The sequence below is a fragment of the Pelagerythrobacter sp. genome, assembly GCF_041912895.1.
Taxonomy (GTDB): Bacteria; Pseudomonadota; Alphaproteobacteria; order Sphingomonadales; family Sphingomonadaceae; genus Pelagerythrobacter.
The window spans coordinates 188602-206923 of sequence record NZ_JAYSGI010000004.1; the positions used below are offsets into that span (position 1 = coordinate 188602).

The 18322-nt window shown below is 68.9% G+C and carries 18 protein-coding genes; 6 read left to right on the forward strand and 12 right to left on the reverse strand.

What is annotated here, in order from left to right:
- Positions 1-54: 54 nt before the first annotated feature.
- The 6 genes from ACE3QC_RS12880 to ACE3QC_RS12905 are packed head-to-tail and all read right to left on the reverse strand — an operon-like array spanning position 55 to position 6645.
- A complete protein-coding gene (locus ACE3QC_RS12880; protein ID WP_374408857.1) occupies positions 55-933 on the reverse strand; it encodes a protein-glutamate O-methyltransferase CheR in 879 nt (292 codons plus the stop codon).
- The gene (gene cheB, locus ACE3QC_RS12885) at positions 924-2027 is read right to left on the reverse strand and encodes a chemotaxis-specific protein-glutamate methyltransferase CheB (RefSeq protein WP_374408858.1); all 1104 of its coding nucleotides are present in this window, start codon (positions 2025-2027) and stop codon (positions 924-926) included. The genes ACE3QC_RS12880 and cheB overlap by 10 nt, the downstream gene beginning before the upstream one ends.
- Before the next feature lie 11 nt (positions 2028-2038).
- A complete protein-coding gene (locus ACE3QC_RS12890; RefSeq protein ID WP_374408859.1) occupies positions 2039-2404 on the reverse strand; it encodes a PleD family two-component system response regulator in 366 nt (121 codons plus the stop codon).
- A gap of 52 nt (positions 2405-2456) precedes the next feature.
- Positions 2457-2891 carry a chemotaxis protein CheW gene (locus tag ACE3QC_RS12895; RefSeq protein WP_374408861.1) on the reverse strand — a complete coding sequence of 145 codons (435 nt, stop codon included), beginning with the start codon at positions 2889-2891 and terminating at the stop codon, positions 2457-2459.
- Positions 2891-5239, reverse strand: coding sequence for a chemotaxis protein CheA (locus ACE3QC_RS12900; protein ID WP_374408862.1), 2349 nt, complete (start codon positions 5237-5239; stop codon positions 2891-2893). The genes ACE3QC_RS12895 and ACE3QC_RS12900 overlap by 1 nt, the downstream gene beginning before the upstream one ends.
- Positions 5240-5298: 59 nt before the next feature.
- Positions 5299-6645, reverse strand: a complete 1347-nt coding sequence (locus ACE3QC_RS12905; RefSeq protein ID WP_374408864.1) for an MATE family efflux transporter — start codon at positions 6643-6645, stop codon at positions 5299-5301.
- Between the two features lie 79 nt (positions 6646-6724).
- On the opposite strand from ACE3QC_RS12905, the gene ACE3QC_RS12910 reads away from it, so the two are divergent.
- Both ACE3QC_RS12910 and arsC read left to right on the forward strand, forming a co-directional pair.
- The gene (locus ACE3QC_RS12910; protein WP_374408866.1) at positions 6725-7279 is read left to right on the forward strand and encodes a (2Fe-2S)-binding protein; all 555 of its coding nucleotides are present in this window, start codon (positions 6725-6727) and stop codon (positions 7277-7279) included.
- Between the two features lie 2 nt (positions 7280-7281).
- On the forward strand, positions 7282-7626 hold the full coding sequence (arsC, locus tag ACE3QC_RS12915; RefSeq protein WP_374408868.1) for an arsenate reductase (glutaredoxin): 345 nt from the start codon (positions 7282-7284) through the stop codon (positions 7624-7626).
- On the opposite strand, the gene ACE3QC_RS12920 is transcribed toward arsC, so the two are convergent.
- Positions 7623-8999, reverse strand: a complete 1377-nt coding sequence (locus ACE3QC_RS12920; protein ID WP_374408870.1) for an MFS transporter — start codon at positions 8997-8999, stop codon at positions 7623-7625. The genes arsC and ACE3QC_RS12920 overlap by 4 nt on opposite strands.
- Positions 9000-9121: 122 nt before the next feature.
- Between ACE3QC_RS12920 and ACE3QC_RS12925 the strand changes: the two genes are divergently transcribed.
- Complete coding sequence (locus tag ACE3QC_RS12925) at positions 9122-9748, forward strand: class I SAM-dependent methyltransferase (protein WP_374408930.1); 627 nt, start codon at positions 9122-9124, stop codon at positions 9746-9748.
- Positions 9749-9794: 46 nt separating this feature from the next.
- On the opposite strand, the gene ACE3QC_RS12930 is transcribed toward ACE3QC_RS12925, so the two are convergent.
- On the reverse strand, positions 9795-10610 hold the full coding sequence (locus ACE3QC_RS12930) for a hypothetical protein (RefSeq protein ID WP_374408872.1): 816 nt from the start codon (positions 10608-10610) through the stop codon (positions 9795-9797).
- Positions 10611-10678: 68 nt separating this feature from the next.
- Between ACE3QC_RS12930 and lipB the strand changes: the two genes are divergently transcribed.
- Both lipB and ACE3QC_RS12940 read left to right on the forward strand, forming a co-directional pair.
- Positions 10679-11350, forward strand: coding sequence for a lipoyl(octanoyl) transferase LipB (lipB, locus tag ACE3QC_RS12935; protein ID WP_374408874.1), 672 nt, complete (start codon positions 10679-10681; stop codon positions 11348-11350).
- A gap of 2 nt (positions 11351-11352) precedes the next feature.
- Entirely contained in the window at positions 11353-11688 is a 336-nt protein-coding gene (locus ACE3QC_RS12940) for a hypothetical protein (protein ID WP_374408876.1), read from the forward strand.
- Positions 11689-11690: 2 nt separating this feature from the next.
- Here ACE3QC_RS12940 and ACE3QC_RS12945 read toward each other — a convergent pair whose 3' ends face one another.
- Positions 11691-12794 carry an alkene reductase gene (locus tag ACE3QC_RS12945; protein WP_374408878.1) on the reverse strand — a complete coding sequence of 368 codons (1104 nt, stop codon included), beginning with the start codon at positions 12792-12794 and terminating at the stop codon, positions 11691-11693.
- Positions 12795-12847: 53 nt separating this feature from the next.
- Here ACE3QC_RS12945 and ACE3QC_RS12950 point away from each other — a divergent pair, with 53 nt between their 5' ends.
- On the forward strand, positions 12848-13765 hold the full coding sequence (locus tag ACE3QC_RS12950) for a DMT family transporter (RefSeq protein ID WP_374408880.1): 918 nt from the start codon (positions 12848-12850) through the stop codon (positions 13763-13765).
- Here the strand turns inward: ACE3QC_RS12950 and ACE3QC_RS12955 are convergent.
- From ACE3QC_RS12955 to nadA, 3 genes are all read right to left on the reverse strand, one after another.
- Entirely contained in the window at positions 13762-15075 is a 1314-nt protein-coding gene (locus tag ACE3QC_RS12955; protein WP_374408881.1) for a DUF2254 domain-containing protein, read from the reverse strand. The genes ACE3QC_RS12950 and ACE3QC_RS12955 overlap by 4 nt on opposite strands.
- A 38-nt stretch (positions 15076-15113) precedes the next feature.
- Positions 15114-17228 carry a prolyl oligopeptidase family protein gene (locus ACE3QC_RS12960; protein ID WP_374408883.1) on the reverse strand — a complete coding sequence of 705 codons (2115 nt, stop codon included), beginning with the start codon at positions 17226-17228 and terminating at the stop codon, positions 15114-15116.
- Between the two features lie 83 nt (positions 17229-17311).
- Complete coding sequence (gene nadA / locus ACE3QC_RS12965) at positions 17312-18301, reverse strand: quinolinate synthase NadA (protein ID WP_374408885.1); 990 nt, start codon at positions 18299-18301, stop codon at positions 17312-17314.
- Between the last annotated feature and the right edge of the window lie 21 nt (positions 18302-18322).

An 18322-nucleotide genomic window follows, 5' to 3' on the forward strand; every position in this document is an offset into this window, starting at 1 on the left:
CCCTTGTGCGAAAGACGTTAGCCCCGCGGCCCTAAGGAAGCGTTACAGTGCGATTTACCGTGCCGCCGTCGCCGTTCTGGCCGCTGGCCGGCGCGGTGCTGCGATCGGGTGCGGTCCGCCGCCGTGCCGGAAGAGCCCCTGCACGCCGGTGGTGGGCGCGAGCGCGCCGGCCTTGCCGCTCGCGGTTTCGCCCGCGCCGAGCATCAGCCAGCCGTCCGGGCGCAGGGCTTCGCACAGGCGATCGAACGCCAGCGCCTTGGTCGACTGATCGAAATAGAGCAGCACGTTGCGGCACAGCACGAGATCGAACCGGTCGTGCCGCGCCTGCGCGTCGAGCAGGTTGCCGACGCGATAACGGATCGGCGCGAGCAGCGCCGGGTCGGGCTCCCACCCGCGCGGCGTCTCGCTGAAATGCTTGAGCATCTGCGCAACGCCGAGGCCGCGCTGGATTTCGAACTGGGTGTAGCAGGCGCGCCGTGCCGCCGCGACCGCGCGCGCCGAAACGTCGGTGCCGAGAATGTCGATCGTCCACCCGCGCCATTGCTCGGGCCGGTTGACGAAAAGCATCGCCAGCGACAGCGCCTCCTGCCCGGTCGAGCATCCAGCCGACCAGATCGACAGCCGCCGGCTCGCGGCGCGCCGCGCGGCGAGATCGGGCAGCACCGTTTCGGCCAGCTGGCCGAATAGCTGGAGGTCGCGGAAGAAATAGGTCTCGTTGTTGAGCAGCGCCTCGACCACCTTGCGCGCCAGTTCGCCCATGTCGTCCGTGGCGAGCAGGCACACGAGCTGGTCCGCGTTGTCGATGCCGTATTCGCGGAACAGCCCGGCGAGCGCGCTGTCGATGCGCCACAGCCGCCCTTCGGTCAGTTGCTGACCGGTGTGCCGCTGCAGCAGGTCGGCGATGATCCTGTGCGAGATCGGGGTCACGTCCATGCCGCTTCTCCGGCATGAGCGGCGATCCGCAGCGCGATCTTGTCGGGCGGCAGGATCGCGGAGGCGAGGCCTGCTTCGGCGATCGCGCGCGGCATGCCCCAGACCGAGGCGCTTTCCTCATCCTGGGCGATCACGTTGCCGCCCGCGCGCACAAGGCTCGCGGCGCCGACCGCGCCGTCGCGGCCCATGCCCGAAAGGACCACGCCGAGCGCGCCGCCCCCGGCGACATCGCCCATGCTCTCGAACATCGGATCGACCGAGGGCATGCAGCCGCTGGCAACCTTGAACGCGGCGGTCGTCGCCGAGAGGCGGCCGGCCCGGCGCCGCAGGATCATGTGCCCGTCGCCCGGCGCGATGTGGATGCGCCCGCTTTCGATCGCGGTGCCGTCGCCGACCATCACCGCGGTGCGGCCGCTGGCGAGTTCGAGCTGGCGCGCGAAGACCGGCGTGAACGCGGCCGGCAGATGCTGGGTGACGAGGATCGGTGCTGCCATCTTGCGGGGAAGCTGGCGCAGCAGGATGCAGAGCGCGTGAATCCCGCCGGTCGATGCGCCGATGCCGACGATCTCGAGCGGAGTGCCGATGCTGTTGCGCGCGAGGAGCGGGGGAGGGGGCAAGATCTCGGCCGTCTCGCCGCCCGCCCGGCTACGGTGGCCGAGCGCGCGGATTTTCGCCAGCAACACGCTGCGATAGCTGTCCCCGAACTCGCCCGCGCGCGGCTTGAGCATCGTGTCGGCCGCGCCCATCGACAGCGCGGACAGCGTGTGTTCCGCGCCTGCCACGGTCAGCGACGACACCACCAGCACCTGCGTGCCCGGATTCGCCGCCAGGATGCGCGGCAGCGCGTCGAGCCCGCCCATGCCGGGCATCTCAAGATCGAGCAGGACCACGTCGGCGGGCGATTTCGCCAGGTCGAACAGTGCGTTCTCCGCGCTGCCCGTCTTTCCGACCACGACCATTCCTAGCTCGGGCGCGATGATCTTGGCGAGCACCGCGCGCACGGTCAGCGAATCGTCGACGATCATCACCCGGATCGGCGCAGCCGCGGAGGCTGGCTGGGCGACGCTGGCCGTGATGGTGCTGCCGGAGCCCATCGTGAAAGCCCTCAGGCCATGCCGACGAGCTGAAGCTTGATCTGCAGGGTTTCGTGGTCGAACGGTTTCATCACGTATTCGTCGGCCCCCGCGCCGATCGCCTCGCGAATGTGCGCGGCGTCGTTCTCGGTCGTGCAGAACACCACCTTCGGCGTGTCGCCGCCGGGCATGCGGCGCAAGTGGGTGATGAATTCTATTCCCGTCATCACCGGCATGTTCCAGTCGAGCAGAACGAGATCGGGCATGGCCTTCTCGCACTGAGCGACGCCCATCTCGCCGTTCTCCGCCTCGTCCACCGCGAAGCCGAGCGATTCGAGGATGTGGCGGGAAACCTTGCGGATGACCCGCGAGTCGTCGACGATCAGGCAATTCTTCATTTGTGCGATCCTTGTTCGGGTTCCCGCTTATCCGATGCGGGTAACCAATCGTTTAAGCGGCGGCCCGCTGCGGGCCCGAGATCAGGAGGGCGGCATCGATCAGGATGGCCGGCCCGGCGGTAGTTTCGATCATGCCCTGGGCGACCCGCGTCCATTCGGGGCCGAGCGTGGCGGCGGCGGAGATCGGCTGGCCGATCGCGGAGACGACATCGTTCACCCGGTCGACGAGCAGCGCGTAGGAATGCCCGTCCGCTTCCACCACCGGGGCGCGCTCGTCGGGCGCGGCTTTGGCGTGATCGATCGCCAGCGCGGCGCGGCTGTCGATCACGGTGAGCGGGCGGCTGCGCAATGCGGCGAGCCCGGCCACATGGGCCGGGGCGCGCGGCACCGGGGTGATCTCCCCCAGTTCGATGATTGAGCGGATGTCGCACGCGCGAAAGGCCGCCGGGCGGCCCCCGATATGGGTGAGGAGAAGCAGGTCGTCCATCAGCGTGCTCCGGCGCGGGCGTGGGCGAGGGCGGAAAGCAGCCCGTCGCGGTCGTAGCGATAGACGCTCGCCGCGCCGTCGCTTTCGCCTCCCTCGGGCTGCGAGCGCAGGCGTACGACGGTGCCTGCGGCGCCCGGTTCGCCGCGGTCGTCGAGCACGATCGAGATGTCGGCCTGGCCGCCGTCGTTGCCGGCCAGAACATCGTATCCCGCCGAGCGGATCAGCGGTTCGAGGAAGCCCGTGACCCACGGGTCGGCGCCAGGCAGGCGGCAGGTCGGGCGGCGCGCGGGCGCGGCGGCGCGGCCGTGCCGGGCGAACAGCCGGTGCGCGTCGATCACGCCGACGATCGTGCCGTCGATCAGCGCGCTGCCTTCGAGTTCGTCGTCGCCCTCCAGCAGCGTGATCGCGGCGGGCAGATCGACCGTGTCGACGATCGCGGCGACCGCGTAGAGCAGTTCGGCCTCGCCGTCGCCCAGCCGCAGCGCGGCAAAGGTATCGTCTGCGAGATCGGCGGGCTGGGCGCCGAGCAGCGGCAGGATCGATCCGTCGACCGCGGCGAGCATGCCAGCACCGGCGGCCTGGGTGTCCGCCGACTTTAGGCTGTGGATGTGCTGGATCGGGCGCATCCGCATCGCGCGCCGCCGCCCGGCGAAATCGGTGAACACCACTGCCTGTTCCGCAGGCGCGGCGGCGCTTTCGGCAGCGGCTTCGGGCGCTGCGCTGCGAATCCGCGCATGGCTGGCGAGGCCGTGACGCTCGGCGATGCCGGGCACGTCGAGCTTGAGGATCGGGCGCCCGTCGTCGAGCAGCGCGGTCCCGCCGAACAGCCCGATCTCGGAGAGCACCGGCGGCAGCGGCTTGAGCACGAAATCGGCATTGTCGAGCACGCGGTCCACCGCCAGCGCGAACAGGTCGCCGCTGACGAGCCGAACGAACACGAACGTCGCGCGGTCGAGATCGACCGCTTCAGGCAAGCCGAGCACCTCGGCGAGATCGAGGCACGGCACACGCTCGCCACGGAAAGTCAGGAAGATGCCGTCGCCGAGCCGTTCGACATCGATCGCGCGCGAGGCGCTGCGGGCGATCTCGACGATGTACGAGCGCGGCAGGCCGAGCGTCTGCGCGCCGACCCGCACGGTCATCCCCTCGACGATGCTGAGCGTGAGCGGCACGTGGAGGAACACGATCGTGCCCTTGCCCTCGGTGCTGGAGACCTCCACGCTGCCGCCGATCCGCTCGATATTCGCGCGCACGACGTCCATCCCCACGCCGCGGCCGGAGACCTGGCTGACTTGCTCGGCGGTCGAGAAACCGGGGGCGAAGATCAGTTCGAGCACTTGCTCCTCGGTCATCGCGGCGGCTTCGCCGGCGCCGATCACGCCGCTGGTGACGGCCTTGTCGCGCAGGCCGGCGAGCCTGATGCCGCGGCCGTCGTCGCTGACGGCGATGGTGATGTGGTTGCCGGTGCGCCGCGCGGAGACGGTGATCATGCCGATCTCACGCTTGCCTGCGGCGAGGCGCGCCGACGGCGGCTCAATCCCGTGGTCGATCGCGTTGCGGATGATGTGGGTCAGCGGATCGCGCGCCGATTCGATCATCTCGCGATCGAGCTCCACGTCGCCGCCTTCGAGATCGATCATGACCTGCTTGCCGAGTTCGGCCGACAGGTCGCGGACCATGCGCGGCAGCGCGCCGAACAGATGCTCGAGCCGCTGCATGCGCATCCGCGTCGCGCCCTCGCGCACGCCGTCGAGGATCGTCGAAAGTCGCTCGAACGGCCCTTCCAGTGCCGGATCGGCGCCGCTCTCGCGCAGCCGCCGGGCGAGTTCGTTGCGCGCCAGGACGAGGTCGGACACTCCGCTCATCACCCGGTCGAGCAGTTCGACCGGCAGGCGGATCGAGCGTGTGCCGCTCGCCTGGCGCGCCGCCTTCGGCCCGGCCAGATCCCCGGCCTGGATGGCCTCGCTGTCGTCGTCGTCGTTGCCCGGCTCGAGCGCCGCGATCAGCCGCTCGTCGCCGCCGGGCGGGAGCTTCTCGCCCGCGTCGATGGCGTCGATCATGTCGCTGATCCGGTCGATGATCGCGAGCACCGCGGTGACCAGCCCGCTGCTCGCGCGGCGGCGGTCGGCGCGCACTTCGCTGAGCGCGCTCTCGGCCGCGTGGCTGAGCTGTTCGAGCCGGGGGAAATCGAAGAAGCCGCAGTTGCCCTTCACCGTGTGGACGAACCGGAAGATGGCGTCGAGCCGCGCGCGGTCGGCCGGGTCGGCCTCCCACGCGACGATCTCGCCTTCGATCGCCTGGAGCATCTCGCGGGTTTCGGCCACGAAGTCTGCCAGCAGTTCGTCCATCTAGCCCCATACCCCCCGGTGTGCGTGGATGGGTATGGCGGGCGATGGTTAATGAAAGGTCACGCGCGGCCGGGAAAACGCCGCAATACGCGCCATACGATCAGCGCAGCGATCGCACCGCCGATTACGTTGGCGGCAAGCTCCGCCGCATAGATCGCCTCCGCGCCCCAAACCGGGCGCAGCAGCAGACCGAAGGGCAGCATGACCAGGAATACGCGCGCGAAGCTTTGCGTCAGCGCCCAGCCCGCCTTATCGACGGCGTTCAGCGCGCCGTTGGCCACGATCAGTACGCCGAACCCGGCATAGCCCCATGCCGCGATGCGCAGGTAACTGTCGAACTCGGCGATCACCGCCGGATCGCGCGTGAAGAACCCGGCGAACCATTCGCCCGCCGCGAACAGCACCACGGCAAGGACTAGGCCGTAACCGAGGCAGAACATGCCCGCCTCCAGCATCGCGCGGCGCGCGCGGTCGGCCTGGCCTGCGCCCCAGTTCTGCCCGACGATCGCGCCGATCGAGCCCGACAGGCCCAGCAGCGGGACGACCGCGAAGCTCTGCAACCGCCCGGCTGCGCCGAAGCCGGCCACCGCCGCCTCGCCCTGCGCGGCGAGCAGCGCGGTCAGCACCGACAGCCCGATCGGATTGATCGCGTTGGAAAATGCCGCCGGGCCGGCCACGCGCGCTATCGCCCGGGCGGATTCGGCGAAGCGGCATTCGCGGATCAGCGCCGGGCGGATCGGTAGCGCGCTGCGGCCGATCAGCCACAACGCCATCACGATGGCGAGTGCATAGCCGATGATCGTGGCATAGGCCGCGCCCGCCACGCCGAAGCCCTCGATCCCGAACGCGCCGGAAATCAGGATCGGATCGAGCGCCCAGTTCACCCCGGCATAGGTGAGCGCGACGAACGACGTCGCCCGCGCTTCCCCCTGGCCGCGCAGCACGCCGTTGAGCGCCATCTGCAACAGCAGCACTGGCATCCCCAGCGCGAAGGGCGCCATGTATTCGCGGATCAGCGGCAGCAGCGCGTCGGATGCCTGCATCAGCCGGAACAACGGGTCGAGCAGCAGATAGAGCGCGAGCCCCAGCACCACGCCGAGCCCGACCGCGAACACCCCGCCGAAATTCGCCCGCCGCGCCGCGCGGTCGCGATCCCCTTCGCCCAATGCGCGGGCGATCACCGAATTGATTCCCACCATGACGCCGACGCCGAGGCTGGAGAGCGCGATGGTGACGGGGAACACGAAGGCGACCGCGGCAAGCTCCGCACTGCCGAGCTGTCCGATGAAATAAGCGTCGATCAACCCGACCGACATGATCGCCGCGACACCCACGATCATCGGCAGGGTCTGGGTCACGAGATGGCCGCGGATCGATCCGCGCGTCAGCCTGGCCGTCTCGCTCATGCGCCGCCGATAGCGGCGGGCCTGCCATTTGCCTAGGCCGCTTGTGCGCCTGCCGTGCGCCGTGCGATAGGCGGCGGCGATGACCGCGCTCACCGTCAACGGCCGGCCCGTGAACTTCGCGATGGACCCGCGCACGCCGCTGCTGTGGGCACTGCGCGACGCGGCCAACCTCACCGGCACCAAGTACGGTTGCGGAGAAGGGGATTGCCACGCCTGCACGGTGATCGTCGACGGCGAGGCGCTGCGCAGTTGCATCGTGACGCTCGCCGAGGCCGAAGGGCGCTACGTCACCACGATCGAGGGGCTGAGCCGAGATCGTTCGCACCCGGTGCAGCAGGCGCTGGTGGCCGAACAGGCGATCCAGTGCGGCTTCTGCACGCCGGGCATCGCGATGGCGGCCGCTGCGCTGATCGCGAAGAATTCCGATCCTTCGGAAGACGAGATCAAGGCCGCGATCCCCAACCTGTGCCGCTGCGGGGTCTATCCCCGGCTGGTGCGCGCGGTGCAGCGCGCCGGGCGCGTGGCGCGCCGCGTCGAACGGATCAGCGCCGCGCCCGCGCCCGGCATCAGCGCGGAGGATGCCGCGGACGAAGTGCCCGCGATGGCAGCACCGGACGGCGATCGAGGAGAATGACGATGAAGGCCACGATCTGGCACAATCCCAGTTGCAGCAAGTCGCGCGCGGCGCTCGAAACCTTGCGCGCTCGCGACGATATCGAGCTGGAGATCGTCCAGTATCTCAAGCACCCGCCGAGCCGCGAGAAGCTCGCGCAACTCTATCGCGATGCCGGAATGCCGCCCCGCGAAGGGCTGCGCACCCAAGGCACCGATGCGCAGGAACGTGGGCTCACCGAGGCCGGGGACGAGACCGTGATCGAGGCCATGGCCGCCGATCCCAAGCTGATCGAGCGCCCGCTGGTCGAAACCGACAAGGGCGTGCGCCTGTGCCGCCCCCCGGAACGGATCGAGGAAATCCTCTAGTCGCGCGCTTCGAGCGTCTCGTCCGCCTGGAGCGAGCGCCAGCCGACGACGAACACCGCGGCGCCCAGCACGCAGATCGCGGCAAAGCCGATCCACTGGTGATGGCCGTAGAGCCACACGCCCGCCGCCGGCGCGACGATATAGGCGGCGCCGTTGACCGAGGCGACGATGCCGCCGATCTGCCCCTGCTCGGCGCGGGTTACCGCGAGCGAGGCGCCGGCGGTGAAGCCGGGGCGATAGAGCCCGAAGCCCATCGAGGCGACCGCGAAGCCCAGCGCGATCGTGTGCAGGTTCTGCGCGACCGAGAACACCAGCACGCCCACCATCGCCAGCGCCATGCCCCACAGCGTGGAAGCGCGCGGGCCGAGCTTGAGCATCGGGATCAGGCCCCACTGCGCCAGCAGCGTGGCGATCGCGCCGCACATCAGGATCAGCCCGATCGGCCCGGTGCCGCCCGCCGGATCGTCGCGCAGGCCCAGCCGGTCGAGGATGAAGAAGCCGATGATGCCCAGCGTCGCGGCCTGCGCGTGTCCGCCCAGCAGCCCGGCGACCAGCCACGGCCGCAGCCGCCGGTCGCGCCACGAGAGGTCGGGGATATCCTCGGGGCCGGTCGCCGCCGCAACGCCATGGGCCCGTTCCTCGCCGTCCTCCTCGCGCGCGACGCTCGGGTTCGAGTTCGCGCTGAAGGGCGCCGCGATCACCTGCCCGCGCGCGGCATAGCTCGGCGTATCGTCGGGCAGCCGCAGCCGCAGCGCGACGAGCACGGCCACCCCGACCAGCGCGAAGGCGAAGAACGGGCCCACCAGCCCGGTCGCCGGAAAAATCAGCAGCGGAGCCAGCGCCGGGCCGATCACCGTGCCGAGCCCGAAGCTGGAGGCGATCAGCGCCATCGCCTGCGTCCGCTCGGCGCGCGGCGTGCGGCTGGCGACGTAGGCCTGAACCGCGGGCGGGGCCGCCGAACCGAATCCGCCGTAGAGGCTGCGCGCGGCGGCGAAGAAGATCAGCGTCGTCGCCGCCGACATCGCGCCCCACAGCCCGAACATCAGCACCAGTCCGCACAGCGCGAACGAGGCGATGAAGCCGAGCAATCCGATCGCCATCATCGCCTTGCGCCCGCGCCGGTCCGACCGGCGGGCCCAGATCGGAGCGAAGATCACCCACAACAGCGCCGACCAGGTATAGGCGATCGAGATCCACACGTCGGCCACGCCCAGCGCCGTGCCGACCGAGGGCATGACCGATTGCATCGCGGTGTTGCCCGCCGCGGTGACTAGCATGACGAGGAACAGCAGCACCATGCGCCCGCGCGAAATCGGCTGTGCGGGGGGCTCGATCGTCGAGTGGGTCGGGAGGGCGGGATCGCTGTCGGCCATCGCGCCTGTCGCTAGGCCTGCCGCGGGACGCTTGCAATACGCCCGCGGATTTGCGAATTCCGCGCCGTTGCCGCACCATGGCGCATATCCGCAATCGAGCGAGGCACGATTTCTTGTCGCAAATGAACGAACTGGCGGCCCGGCCGCGCGCCCGGCTCCGCGATCGCATCGGCAGGGCGTTCGGGCAATGGGGGGTCTTTTTCCGCGGCTTCGTCGAGCACCCGAAGATGGTCGGTTCGATCATCCCGTCGTCGCGCTTCACGATCCGCAAGATGCTCGAACCGGTCAACTGGAACGAGTGCCGCCTGTTCGTCGAATACGGCCCCGGCGTCGGCACGTTCTGCCGCCCGGTCCTCGAACGGCTGCCGCGCGACGGCAAGCTGCTCGTGATCGACACCAACCCGCTGTACATCGACTATCTCAAGCGCACGATCACCGACGGGCGCTTCGTCGCGGTCCACGGGTCGGCGGCGGACGTGCAGGAAATCGTCCGTGCGATCGGTTACGAAGAGGCGGACTACGTACTTTCCGGCCTGCCGTTCTCGACGCTGCCCGACGGCGTCGGCCCGGCTATCGCCGAGGCGACGCACGAGGTGCTGCGGCCGGGCGGGGCGTTCCTCGTCTATCAGTTCAGCAGCGCGGCGCGCGACTTCATGGCGAAGCACTTCGCTCGTATCGAACAGGGGTTCGAGCTGTGGAACGTGCTGCCGTGCCAGCTCTTCTGGGGCTGGAAGGACGAAGCCGCCTGATCGCGGCGGCGGGGCACGCATCGCCCCCGCCGCCAGTTCCATAGTTCTACTCGAACGTTTCGCTAACGGCCGCCGCCGAAGGGCCGGCGAGCTGCTTGTACACCGAGGCGAGCACGCAGACGAGCAGCACGCTCCAGATCGCGCCGAGCAACCCGTTGAGTGCGCCGCCGACCAGCAGCCCGGCGGTGTTCTGGCCCAGCATCGCGACGAACAGGCCCGAGATCATGCCGATCACCGCGCCGACCACGATCACGCCGATCAGCAGCAGCAGGTAGAAGCCGAACAGCCGCAAGCTGTTGCCTTTGGTCAGCCGCCACGAATTGCGCAGCGCGGTCAGCGGATTGAGGTTCGCTCCGAGCACCATCTCGGGCGAGACCAGCGAGACCTTGACCATCACGTAGACGAACACCACGAATGCGAGGAGGCCGAGCAGCACGCCGCCAGTCACGCCCCCGGCGGCGACCGCCAGCCCGATCGGCACGCCGAGCACTATCGACAGCACGACCACCAGGATCAGCTGCGCCGCGATATAGGGCAGGAGCGTGACCAGCCCCGTGCGCATCGCCTCGCCCACGGTGGGCCGGCGATCGTGGAGCAGCGCGAGCAGCGACAGCGTGCCAACCGACTGGACGATCGTGAGCAGACCGAACCACACGCCGTATTCGGAGTAAAACGCCTGCATCGCCGCCGTCGGATCTTCCGGATTGACCTCGGCCGGCCCGGTCATCATCTCGGGCACGAACAGCGCGAGCGCCAGGTTCGGCAGGAAGATGAAGATGCCCGCGATCACCGCGAGCAGCTCCTTGTTGCCGGAAATCAGCGCGGTCGCCTCGTTCCAGGCGCGTCCCATATCGAATTTCATCGTCGACCCCTCATTCGGCGAAATCTTTGCCCTTGATAAGCCGGGCGGGGCGCGCCACGCAATCGGCAATGTCCGGCAATGCCCAGCCTGAGATCGAATGGCGCCGCGAAACCGCGCCGGTGCCCTATCGCGCCGCGCTGGCGGAGATGGAGGCGCGCAACCGGGCGATCGGCGCGGGCGAGGCGGGCGAACTGATCTGGTTGCTCGAACACCCCCCGGTCTACACCGCGGGAACCAGCGCGGACGGGGCCGAACTGCTCGATCCGCGCTTCGAGGTGGTCGAGGCCGGGCGCGGCGGGCGCTATACCTATCACGGCCCCGGGCAGCGGATCGGCTACGTCCTGCTCGACTTGAACCGGCGCGGGAAGGACGTGCGCTGCTTCGTCCATGCAATCGAAGGCTGGGTGATCGATACGCTGGCCGATTTCGGGGTCGAGAGCTGGCGCGCCGAAGGGCGCATCGGCATCTGGACCCGCGACATCGACGGCAGCGAGGCCAAGATCGGCGCGATCGGGGTGCGCGTGCGCAAATGGGTCACGATGCATGGATTTTCGGTCAACCTATCGCCCGACCTCGCGCATTTCGCCGGGATCGTGCCGTGCGGCATCGCCGAATACGGGGTCACCAGCTTGGCGCGGCTGGGGATTGCGGTTGCGCCGGAGGAATGGGATTGGGCGTTGGCGGCGCGCGCCGACGGGTTCCTGTCCGGGCTCGCGCGCGCCTGTGGAGTGACGGCATGACGATGCGAAAGACGATTGCAGCCGCGATGCTGGTGGTGGCGCTCGCCGCCTGCGATTCGGGCGCGGACGACGCCGCCGAGGGCACCGCGGCCGAAGGCGAGGTGCTGGGCGGGACGATCAGCGATGCGATGCTGCCGCTCGACACCGTGCAGTCGCAATCGCCCCCGCTGCGCGACGATCCAGCCGAACTCGGCACGGATGGCGAAGCGCAGGACCAGGGCGACGCTCCTGCGGAGCCGGCGGACGACGCCGCCTCCGACGCGCCCGCCTCCGAACCCGAAACACCGGCCCCCGAGCCCGAACCGGCCGCGCCGGACGGGGACGGCGAAGGCGAATAGGCTCAGGCCGAAACGGTCTCGTCCAGCGCCGGATAGTCGATGTATCCGTCGGGCCCCGGCGTATACCAGCTCTGCGGCACGTTCACGTTGGGCGCGAGACCGGCGCCTTGCCGGATGCGATCGGGCAGGTCGGGGTTGGAGATGAACGGGCGGCCGAAGCTGACCGCCTCGCAGCGGCCTTCGGCGATATCCGCTTCGGCCTGTTCTGCGCCGTAGTCCGAATTGAGCACCAGCGCCCCGGCATAGATTTCGCGGATGACCGCGTCCTGCTTGGGCACTTCGGTGCTGCCGAACGTGCCCTCGGGGCCAGGCTGGCGCAGCTCGAGGAAAGCGATCCCCAAATCCTCTGCGACCTGTGCCGCCGCGCCGAACGTCGCCGCCGGGTCGCTGTCGTCGCACCCCTGCGTTTCGCCGTTGGGGCTGAGCCGCAGGCCGACGCGGTCGGCGCCCCAGACATCGATCAGCGCAGTCAGCACTTCGCGCAGGAAGCGTGCACGGTTCTCCGGGCTGCCGCCGTATTCGTCGGTGCGCAGGTTGGTCGAATCGCGCAGGAACTGGTCGACCAGATAACCATTCGCGCCGTGCAGTTGCACGCCGTCGAACCCGGCATCCTTCGCGTTCTGCGCGGCCTTGCGGTAATCCGCGACCACACGCGCGATATCCTCGACCGACAGCTCGCGCGCCTGCTCGTAATCCTTGCGCCCGCTGAACGTGTGCGCGTGCCCGGGCGCGGTGGTCGCGCTGGCGGAGACGGGCGGTTCGCCGCCGAGGAAATCGGGATGGACCAGCCGGCCCATGTGCCACAGCTGGAGCACGATCAGCCCGCCTTCCTCGTGGACGGCCTGCGTCACCGCCTTCCAGCCCTCGACCTGTTCCTGGCTCCACACGCCGGGCGCCGAAGGCCAGCCGAGGCCTTCAACGCTGATCCCGGTCGCCTCGCTGATAATCAGCCCAGCGCTGGCACGCTGGCGATAATAGGTCGCCATCATGTCGTTCGGGACCACGCTGGGCGGGGTGGCGCGCCCACGGGTGAGCGGGGCCATGAATACGCGGTTGCGCGCCTCCAGCGCGCCCATCGTCAACGGCTGAAACAGGGCATCGTGCATATGGGGCAATCCTTTTTGCTGTCGCTTTTCGCGATCGGAGCTAGGGGCCGGGTATGGCGCGCGCAACACAACCGGTTGCAGAGAAAAACTATCAGGCGAGCGCCTGGCACTTCGCCGCGCTGCTGGCCGGCAATGCCACGCTCGCGCTGGGGCCGTGGTTCGTGCGGATGGCGGATACCGGGCCGGTCGCGGCCGGGTTCTGGCGCATGGCGCTGGCGCTGCCGGTGATCGCGCTGCTTGCCTGGCGCGCGCGGACGCCCGAGCCGCTCGACCGGCGGCTGGCGCTGCTGGTTGCCGCCGCCGGGCTGTTCTTCGCGCTCGATCTGGCGAGCTGGCACGTGGGGATCGAGCGCACCCGGCTGGGCAACGCCACGCTGTTCGGCAACGCGGGCAGCGTGATCCTGATGATCTGGGGTCTCATCGCGCTGCGGCGGATGCCGGGCGGGCGCGAGTGGCTGGCGATGGGCGCGGCGCTGAGCGGCGCGGCAATCCTGATGGGGCGCAGCATGGACATCTCGACGGTCACGCTGGTGGGCGACCTGTTCTGCCTGCTCGCGGGCGTGTTCTACGCGTTCTACCTGATCCCGGCGCAGAAGGCGCGCGCGAGCCTGGGCCAGTGGACCGTGCTGCTGCTGGTCGGGCTGGCCGCCGCGCCCGTGCTGCTCGTCATCGCGCTCGCGCTGGGCGAGCCGGTCTGGCCGGGCGACGCCGGCTGGTGGCCGGTCGCGGGCCTCGCGCTGTCGAGCCAGGTCATCGGACAGGGGCTGCTGGTATTCTCGCTCCGCCATTTTCCGCCGCTGGTGATCGGGGTCGCGCTGCTGACCCAGCCCGCGATCGCCGCGGCGGTCGGCTGGCTGGCGTTCGGCGAGGTGCTGGGCCTGCCCGACATGGCGGGCATGGCGCTGGTCGCCTGCGCGCTGCTGCTCGCCAAGCTCGCCGAGCCGCGCGCGACCCGCGCAGTCGCGAGCTAGCGCCAGAACGCCTGCTGAAAGATCGCGTAGCGCTGTTCGACTTCGGCCAGGTCGGGCCCGCCCAGCGCAATCCGCGCCTGTTCCATCAGCCGCGTGCCTTCCGCATGAAGCATCCCCGTCCGGGCCGGATCGCCGACCGGAGCGGCGGCAGTGCGCAGTGTGTCGAGCATCACCAGCGCGGCATGGGGGCTGGTCGCGACCGCGCTGCGCATGCCGCCGAACCCGCGCTGGAGGAAATGGGCGAAAGTATCGGGCAGCGGATACACGCGTTCGCTTTCAAGATGATCCTCGCACCGCCGCCGCAGATCGCGCCGGCCGAGTTCGGCGGTCGCCGCGCCGAGCCAGTGGAGCGCGGTGATCGCCGTGAACGGATCGTTGATTCCCGGCGAAAGCGCGCGCAGCCCGATCTCGACCAGTTCGTCGATCAGGAACTGCGGATCCTGCGTCGGCGTGCGGCTGGGCCCGAGGGTGAACGCGGCGCGCGTGCGCTTTTCCAGGTCCTCGTCGCCGATGCCTTCGCATACCCGCACCAGCGCCATGCCGGGATGAACGAAATCGCCGGTGCGCACTTCCAGCGCGAGGGTGCTGTCGGCATCTTTCGCGACGTCCTCCAGCTCCGCGAAGTCAATCAGCTGGACGTAGCCGGTGCTCTCGGTCGGCAGCGGCGTGCCGTCGGGCCCCGGCTCGAGCTCCCCGCCATCGCCGTCCTCGGGATAGTTGTCGCGGATATCGCGCAGCAGGCGGTTGCCGATCCCCTTCAGCACCGAATTGATGCGGATGCTGGCGGGCACGTGGTTCAAAAAATAGACCAGCACCGCCACCGACAGCGCCATCAACAGATAGGCGACCAGCAGCGAGAGCTGCGGCACGAAGCCGGGCAGCGCATCCGCCGCATTGCCCGCCGCGGTCGTCGCCTCGTCCTCCTTGCGCACGGTGCGCAGCACGGTGATCGCATAGACGAACGTGCCGATGAAAGTCGCCAGGCTCAGCTGGTTGCCCTTGTCCTCCATAAAATTGGTCAGCAGGCGCGGGCCGTAAGTGCCGCTGGCATATGCGACCGCGGCGATCGTGATCGAGAACACGGTGGAGGCGACCCCGATCATCGATCCGGCGATCACCGTCAGCATGTTGGACGCGCCTTCGGGCCGCGCGGCGACGATCCACTCCGAATCGTTGAGCAGATCCGCCGCCCCCGCCCGGTCCGCGAAGATCAACGCGAAGGCCAGCACCGCCCCGACGATCGAGAACAGCGCGGGATAGAACCAGTAGTTCGCGTTGATCCGCGACCACAACCAGCGAATGTCCGCCATCATGCGCGCTCAACGCACCGACAGGCGATCGGTTGCCCCTAGTCGATCCCGGCCAGTTCCTTGTTGAGGAACGTCAGCAGCAGCGCGGCACGCTTGGCATCCTCGGCATGGTCCGCGCCGACCGAGTGGCCGCCTTCGCGGTATTCGTGGAAATAGACCGTCTGGCCCAGTTCATGGTGCCGTGCGGTCATCTTGCGCGCATGGCCCGGATGCACCCGGTCGTCGAGCGTGGAGAGGTAGTAGAACGTCGCCGGATAGCCCTCCACCGCGCGCAGGTTCTGATAGGGTGACCAGTCCTTCATGAACGCCCAGTCTTCCGGCACGTCGGGGTTGCCGTATTCGGCCATCCACGAAGCGCCGGCGAGCAGCTGGTTGTAGCGCTTCATGTCGTCGAGCGGCGAGCCGGAGATGACCGCGCCGTAAAGGTCGGGCCGCTGGTTCGCCGCCGCGCCCACGAGCACGCCGCCGTTCGAACGGCCCGAAATGCCGATCCCGTCCGCCACCGCGAGATCGCTGGCGATCAGGTCTTCGGCCACGGCGTGGAGGTCGTCGAAGCTGTTCTGACGCTTCTCGCGCAGGGCATCCTCGTGCCAGCGCGGCCCGTATTCACCACCGCCGCGAATGTTGGCGAGGACATAGGCATGGCCTTCCTCCAGCCAGAACAGCGACAGCGGGCCGCTGCGATAGGGCTCGGCGGTGAGATACTTGGGGGTCTGCGCCGCGCGGAAGCCGCCATAGGCATGCATCAGCGTGGGCAGCGGCCCCTCGGCGTCCTTCGGCCGGGCGATGTAGTAGGGCACCTTGGTGCCGTCCTTCGAGGTGGCGAAGCGCTGCTCGACCGTGAACTTCGAAGCATCGAACTGCGCGGGCATCGCATCGACCACCGTGGGCGCGGCGCCCGGCGTCGCGGCGTAGAGCGTCGGCGGTGTGAGCATTCCCTCGACCGTCACCAGCGCCATGTCGCTGGTGCCCGCCGTCGCGGCGAGCGAGAGAGTGGAATTGTCGGGCAGCTCGATCGCTTCTCGCGTCCACCCGTTCGCGCCGGGCGTCAGCGCGACGAGCCTGCCCGACACGTCGTCGAGCAGCTTGATCCACAGCTTGCTGTCCGAGGCGGCGACTTCCTCCAGCGCCTGAGAATCGCTCGGCGTGAACACCAGCGAAGGCGCGGGTTGGCCGCCCGCGGCGATCTCCGCCAGAGGCCATGAGACAAGCGATCCGGCGGGGAACGTCGTGCCGCCTGCCTCCAGCGCCGAGTTCAGCTTGGCGATCATCCGCCCGCCCAGCACGTCCTGGAATTCGGCATCCTCGGGCAGCGGCAGGGCGACCGTCTCGCCATCCTCGCGCACGAGGCTGACGGTGTTGGTCCAGAAGCTGGGCGAGACGTTGGCGAAGCGCCAGCGAGTCTCGCCGTCGAGAATCGAGAAGCCGCCCGCGCTCACCGCGTCTTCGGGCGCCTCGGCCACCAGCGGCGCGGCGTCGAGATCGGCGCCACGCTGCCACAGGCGAATCTGGCGCGGATAGCCCGAGGTCGTCATCGACCCCTCACCCCAGTCGGTGCCGACCATCAGCGTATCGGCGTCGAACCAGGCGACGTTCGATTTCGCCGCGGGCAGGGTGAAGCCGCCGTCGACGAACGCGCCGGTGGTCACGTCGAACTCGCGCACCACGTCGGCATCGGTCCCACCGGGGCTGAGCGAGACGAGGCAGCGGGTGTATTCAGGCGCAAGGCAGTTGGCGCCGTGCCAGACCCAGCTCTCTCCCTCTTCCTTGCCGAGGGCATCGACGTCGATCAGCACGCGCCATTCGGGTTCGCCCGCGAGATAGCCGTCGAGCGCGGCGATGCGCCACAACCCGCGCGGGTTGTCCTGGTCGCGCCACAGATTGGTGACCTGATCGCCCTGGATCGCGGTGGGCATGGCGATCTGCCGCTCGTCGTCGAGAATCTGCCGCGCCCATGCCTGCGCGATCGCGAATTCGGGTTCGCCGACCAGCTTGGCCTCGGTCTCCGCGTTCCATTCCTCGACCTGGGCCAGCGCGCGCTCGCCCTGGATTTCCTCGAGCCAGATATACGGATCGTCGCTCGCCGCATCCTGCGCGATCAGCGCGGTGGCGGAGGTCATCGCCAGGGCGGCGAAAGTCAGGCGGGCGATCATGCGGCGGCTCTCCTCGGGGAAATTCGCCGCCTTGCTAGGCAGATGCGCGGGTCAGGGCAATGGCGGCGGCGAACTCCGGCCGCTCAAACTTTCCCCAGATCGCCCTTGCCGATGGTGCCGCTGGCCATTTCGAGCATCCGGTCGAGGCTCTGCCTGGCCTTGAGGCGCAGGCCTTCCTCGATCTCGATGCGCGGTTCGAGATCGCGCAGGCAGGCGTAGAGCTTCTCCATCGTGTTGAGCGCCATGTAGGGGCAGATGTTGCAGCTGCAGTTGCCGTCCGCGCCCGGCGCGCCGATGAAATTCTTCTCGGGGATCGCCTTTTCCATCTGATGGATGATGTGCGGCTCGGTCGCGACGATCAGCGTATCGCCCTCGAACGTGCGCGCGAACTGGAGGATGCCGCTGGTCGAGCCGACATAGTCCGCATGGTCGATGATCGTCGGCGGGCATTCGGGATGCGCGGCGATCGGCGCGCCCGGATATTGCTCCTGAAGTTTCAGCAATTCGGTTTCGCTGAACGCCTCGTGCACGATGCACACGCCCGGCCACAGCAGCATGTCGCGGTTGAACTTGCGGCTGAGATAACCGCCGAGGTGCCGGTCGGGGCCGAAGATGATCTTCTGGTCCTCGGGGATCTGGCTGATGATCGTCTCCGCGCTGGAACTGGTGACGATCACGTCGCTGAGCGCCTTCACCTCGGTCGAGCAGTTGATGTAGGTCAGCGCGATGTGGTCGGGGTGCGCTTCGCGGAAGGCCTTGAACTTTTCCGGCGGGCACGAATCCTCAAGGCTGCACCCGGCGTCCATATCGGGCAGCACGACGATCTTTTCCGGGCTGAGAATCTTGGCGGTGTCGGCCATGAACTTGACCCCGCAGAACACGATCACGTCCGCGTCGGTATCGGCCGCCTTGCGGCTCAGTTCCAGACTGTCGCCGACGAAATCGGCCAAGTCCTGAATGTCGGGCGTCTGGTAGTAATGCGCGAGGATCACCGCATTGCGCTCCTTGCGCAGGCGATCAATCTCGGCGAGCAGGTCGGTGCCGGTGGGCAGGCTGGTGTCGAGTGCGGTCATGGTTCGTCCCGAAAGGCGCGT

Excerpts from the sequence above, each read along its gene's own strand:
- ACE3QC_RS12880 (WP_374408857.1), bottom strand. The coding sequence starts at position 933 with ATGGACGTGACCCCGATCTCGCACAGGATCATCGCCGACCTGCTGCAG.
- cheB (WP_374408858.1), bottom strand. The coding sequence starts at position 2,027 with ATGGGCTCCGGCAGCACCATCACGGCCAGCGTCGCCCAGCCAGCCTCC.
- ACE3QC_RS12890 (WP_374408859.1), bottom strand. The coding sequence starts at position 2,404 with ATGAAGAATTGCCTGATCGTCGACGACTCGCGGGTCATCCGCAAGGTT.
- ACE3QC_RS12895 (WP_374408861.1), bottom strand. The coding sequence starts at position 2,891 with ATGGACGACCTGCTTCTCCTCACCCATATCGGGGGCCGCCCGGCGGCC.
- ACE3QC_RS12900 (WP_374408862.1), bottom strand. The coding sequence starts at position 5,239 with ATGGACGAACTGCTGGCAGACTTCGTGGCCGAAACCCGCGAGATGCTC.
- ACE3QC_RS12905 (WP_374408864.1), bottom strand. The coding sequence starts at position 6,645 with ATGAGCGAGACGGCCAGGCTGACGCGCGGATCGATCCGCGGCCATCTC.
- ACE3QC_RS12910 (WP_374408866.1), top strand. The coding sequence starts at position 6,725 with ATGACCGCGCTCACCGTCAACGGCCGGCCCGTGAACTTCGCGATGGAC.
- arsC (WP_374408868.1), top strand. The coding sequence starts at position 7,282 with ATGAAGGCCACGATCTGGCACAATCCCAGTTGCAGCAAGTCGCGCGCG.
- ACE3QC_RS12920 (WP_374408870.1), bottom strand. The coding sequence starts at position 8,999 with ATGGCCGACAGCGATCCCGCCCTCCCGACCCACTCGACGATCGAGCCC.
- ACE3QC_RS12925 (WP_374408930.1), top strand. The coding sequence starts at position 9,122 with ATGAACGAACTGGCGGCCCGGCCGCGCGCCCGGCTCCGCGATCGCATC.
- ACE3QC_RS12930 (WP_374408872.1), bottom strand. The coding sequence starts at position 10,610 with ATGAAATTCGATATGGGACGCGCCTGGAACGAGGCGACCGCGCTGATT.
- lipB (WP_374408874.1), top strand. The coding sequence starts at position 10,679 with ATGTCCGGCAATGCCCAGCCTGAGATCGAATGGCGCCGCGAAACCGCG.
- ACE3QC_RS12940 (WP_374408876.1), top strand. The coding sequence starts at position 11,353 with ATGCGAAAGACGATTGCAGCCGCGATGCTGGTGGTGGCGCTCGCCGCC.
- ACE3QC_RS12945 (WP_374408878.1), bottom strand. The coding sequence starts at position 12,794 with ATGCACGATGCCCTGTTTCAGCCGTTGACGATGGGCGCGCTGGAGGCG.
- ACE3QC_RS12950 (WP_374408880.1), top strand. The coding sequence starts at position 12,848 with ATGGCGCGCGCAACACAACCGGTTGCAGAGAAAAACTATCAGGCGAGC.
- ACE3QC_RS12955 (WP_374408881.1), bottom strand. The coding sequence starts at position 15,075 with ATGGCGGACATTCGCTGGTTGTGGTCGCGGATCAACGCGAACTACTGG.
- ACE3QC_RS12960 (WP_374408883.1), bottom strand. The coding sequence starts at position 17,228 with ATGATCGCCCGCCTGACTTTCGCCGCCCTGGCGATGACCTCCGCCACC.
- nadA (WP_374408885.1), bottom strand. The coding sequence starts at position 18,301 with ATGACCGCACTCGACACCAGCCTGCCCACCGGCACCGACCTGCTCGCC.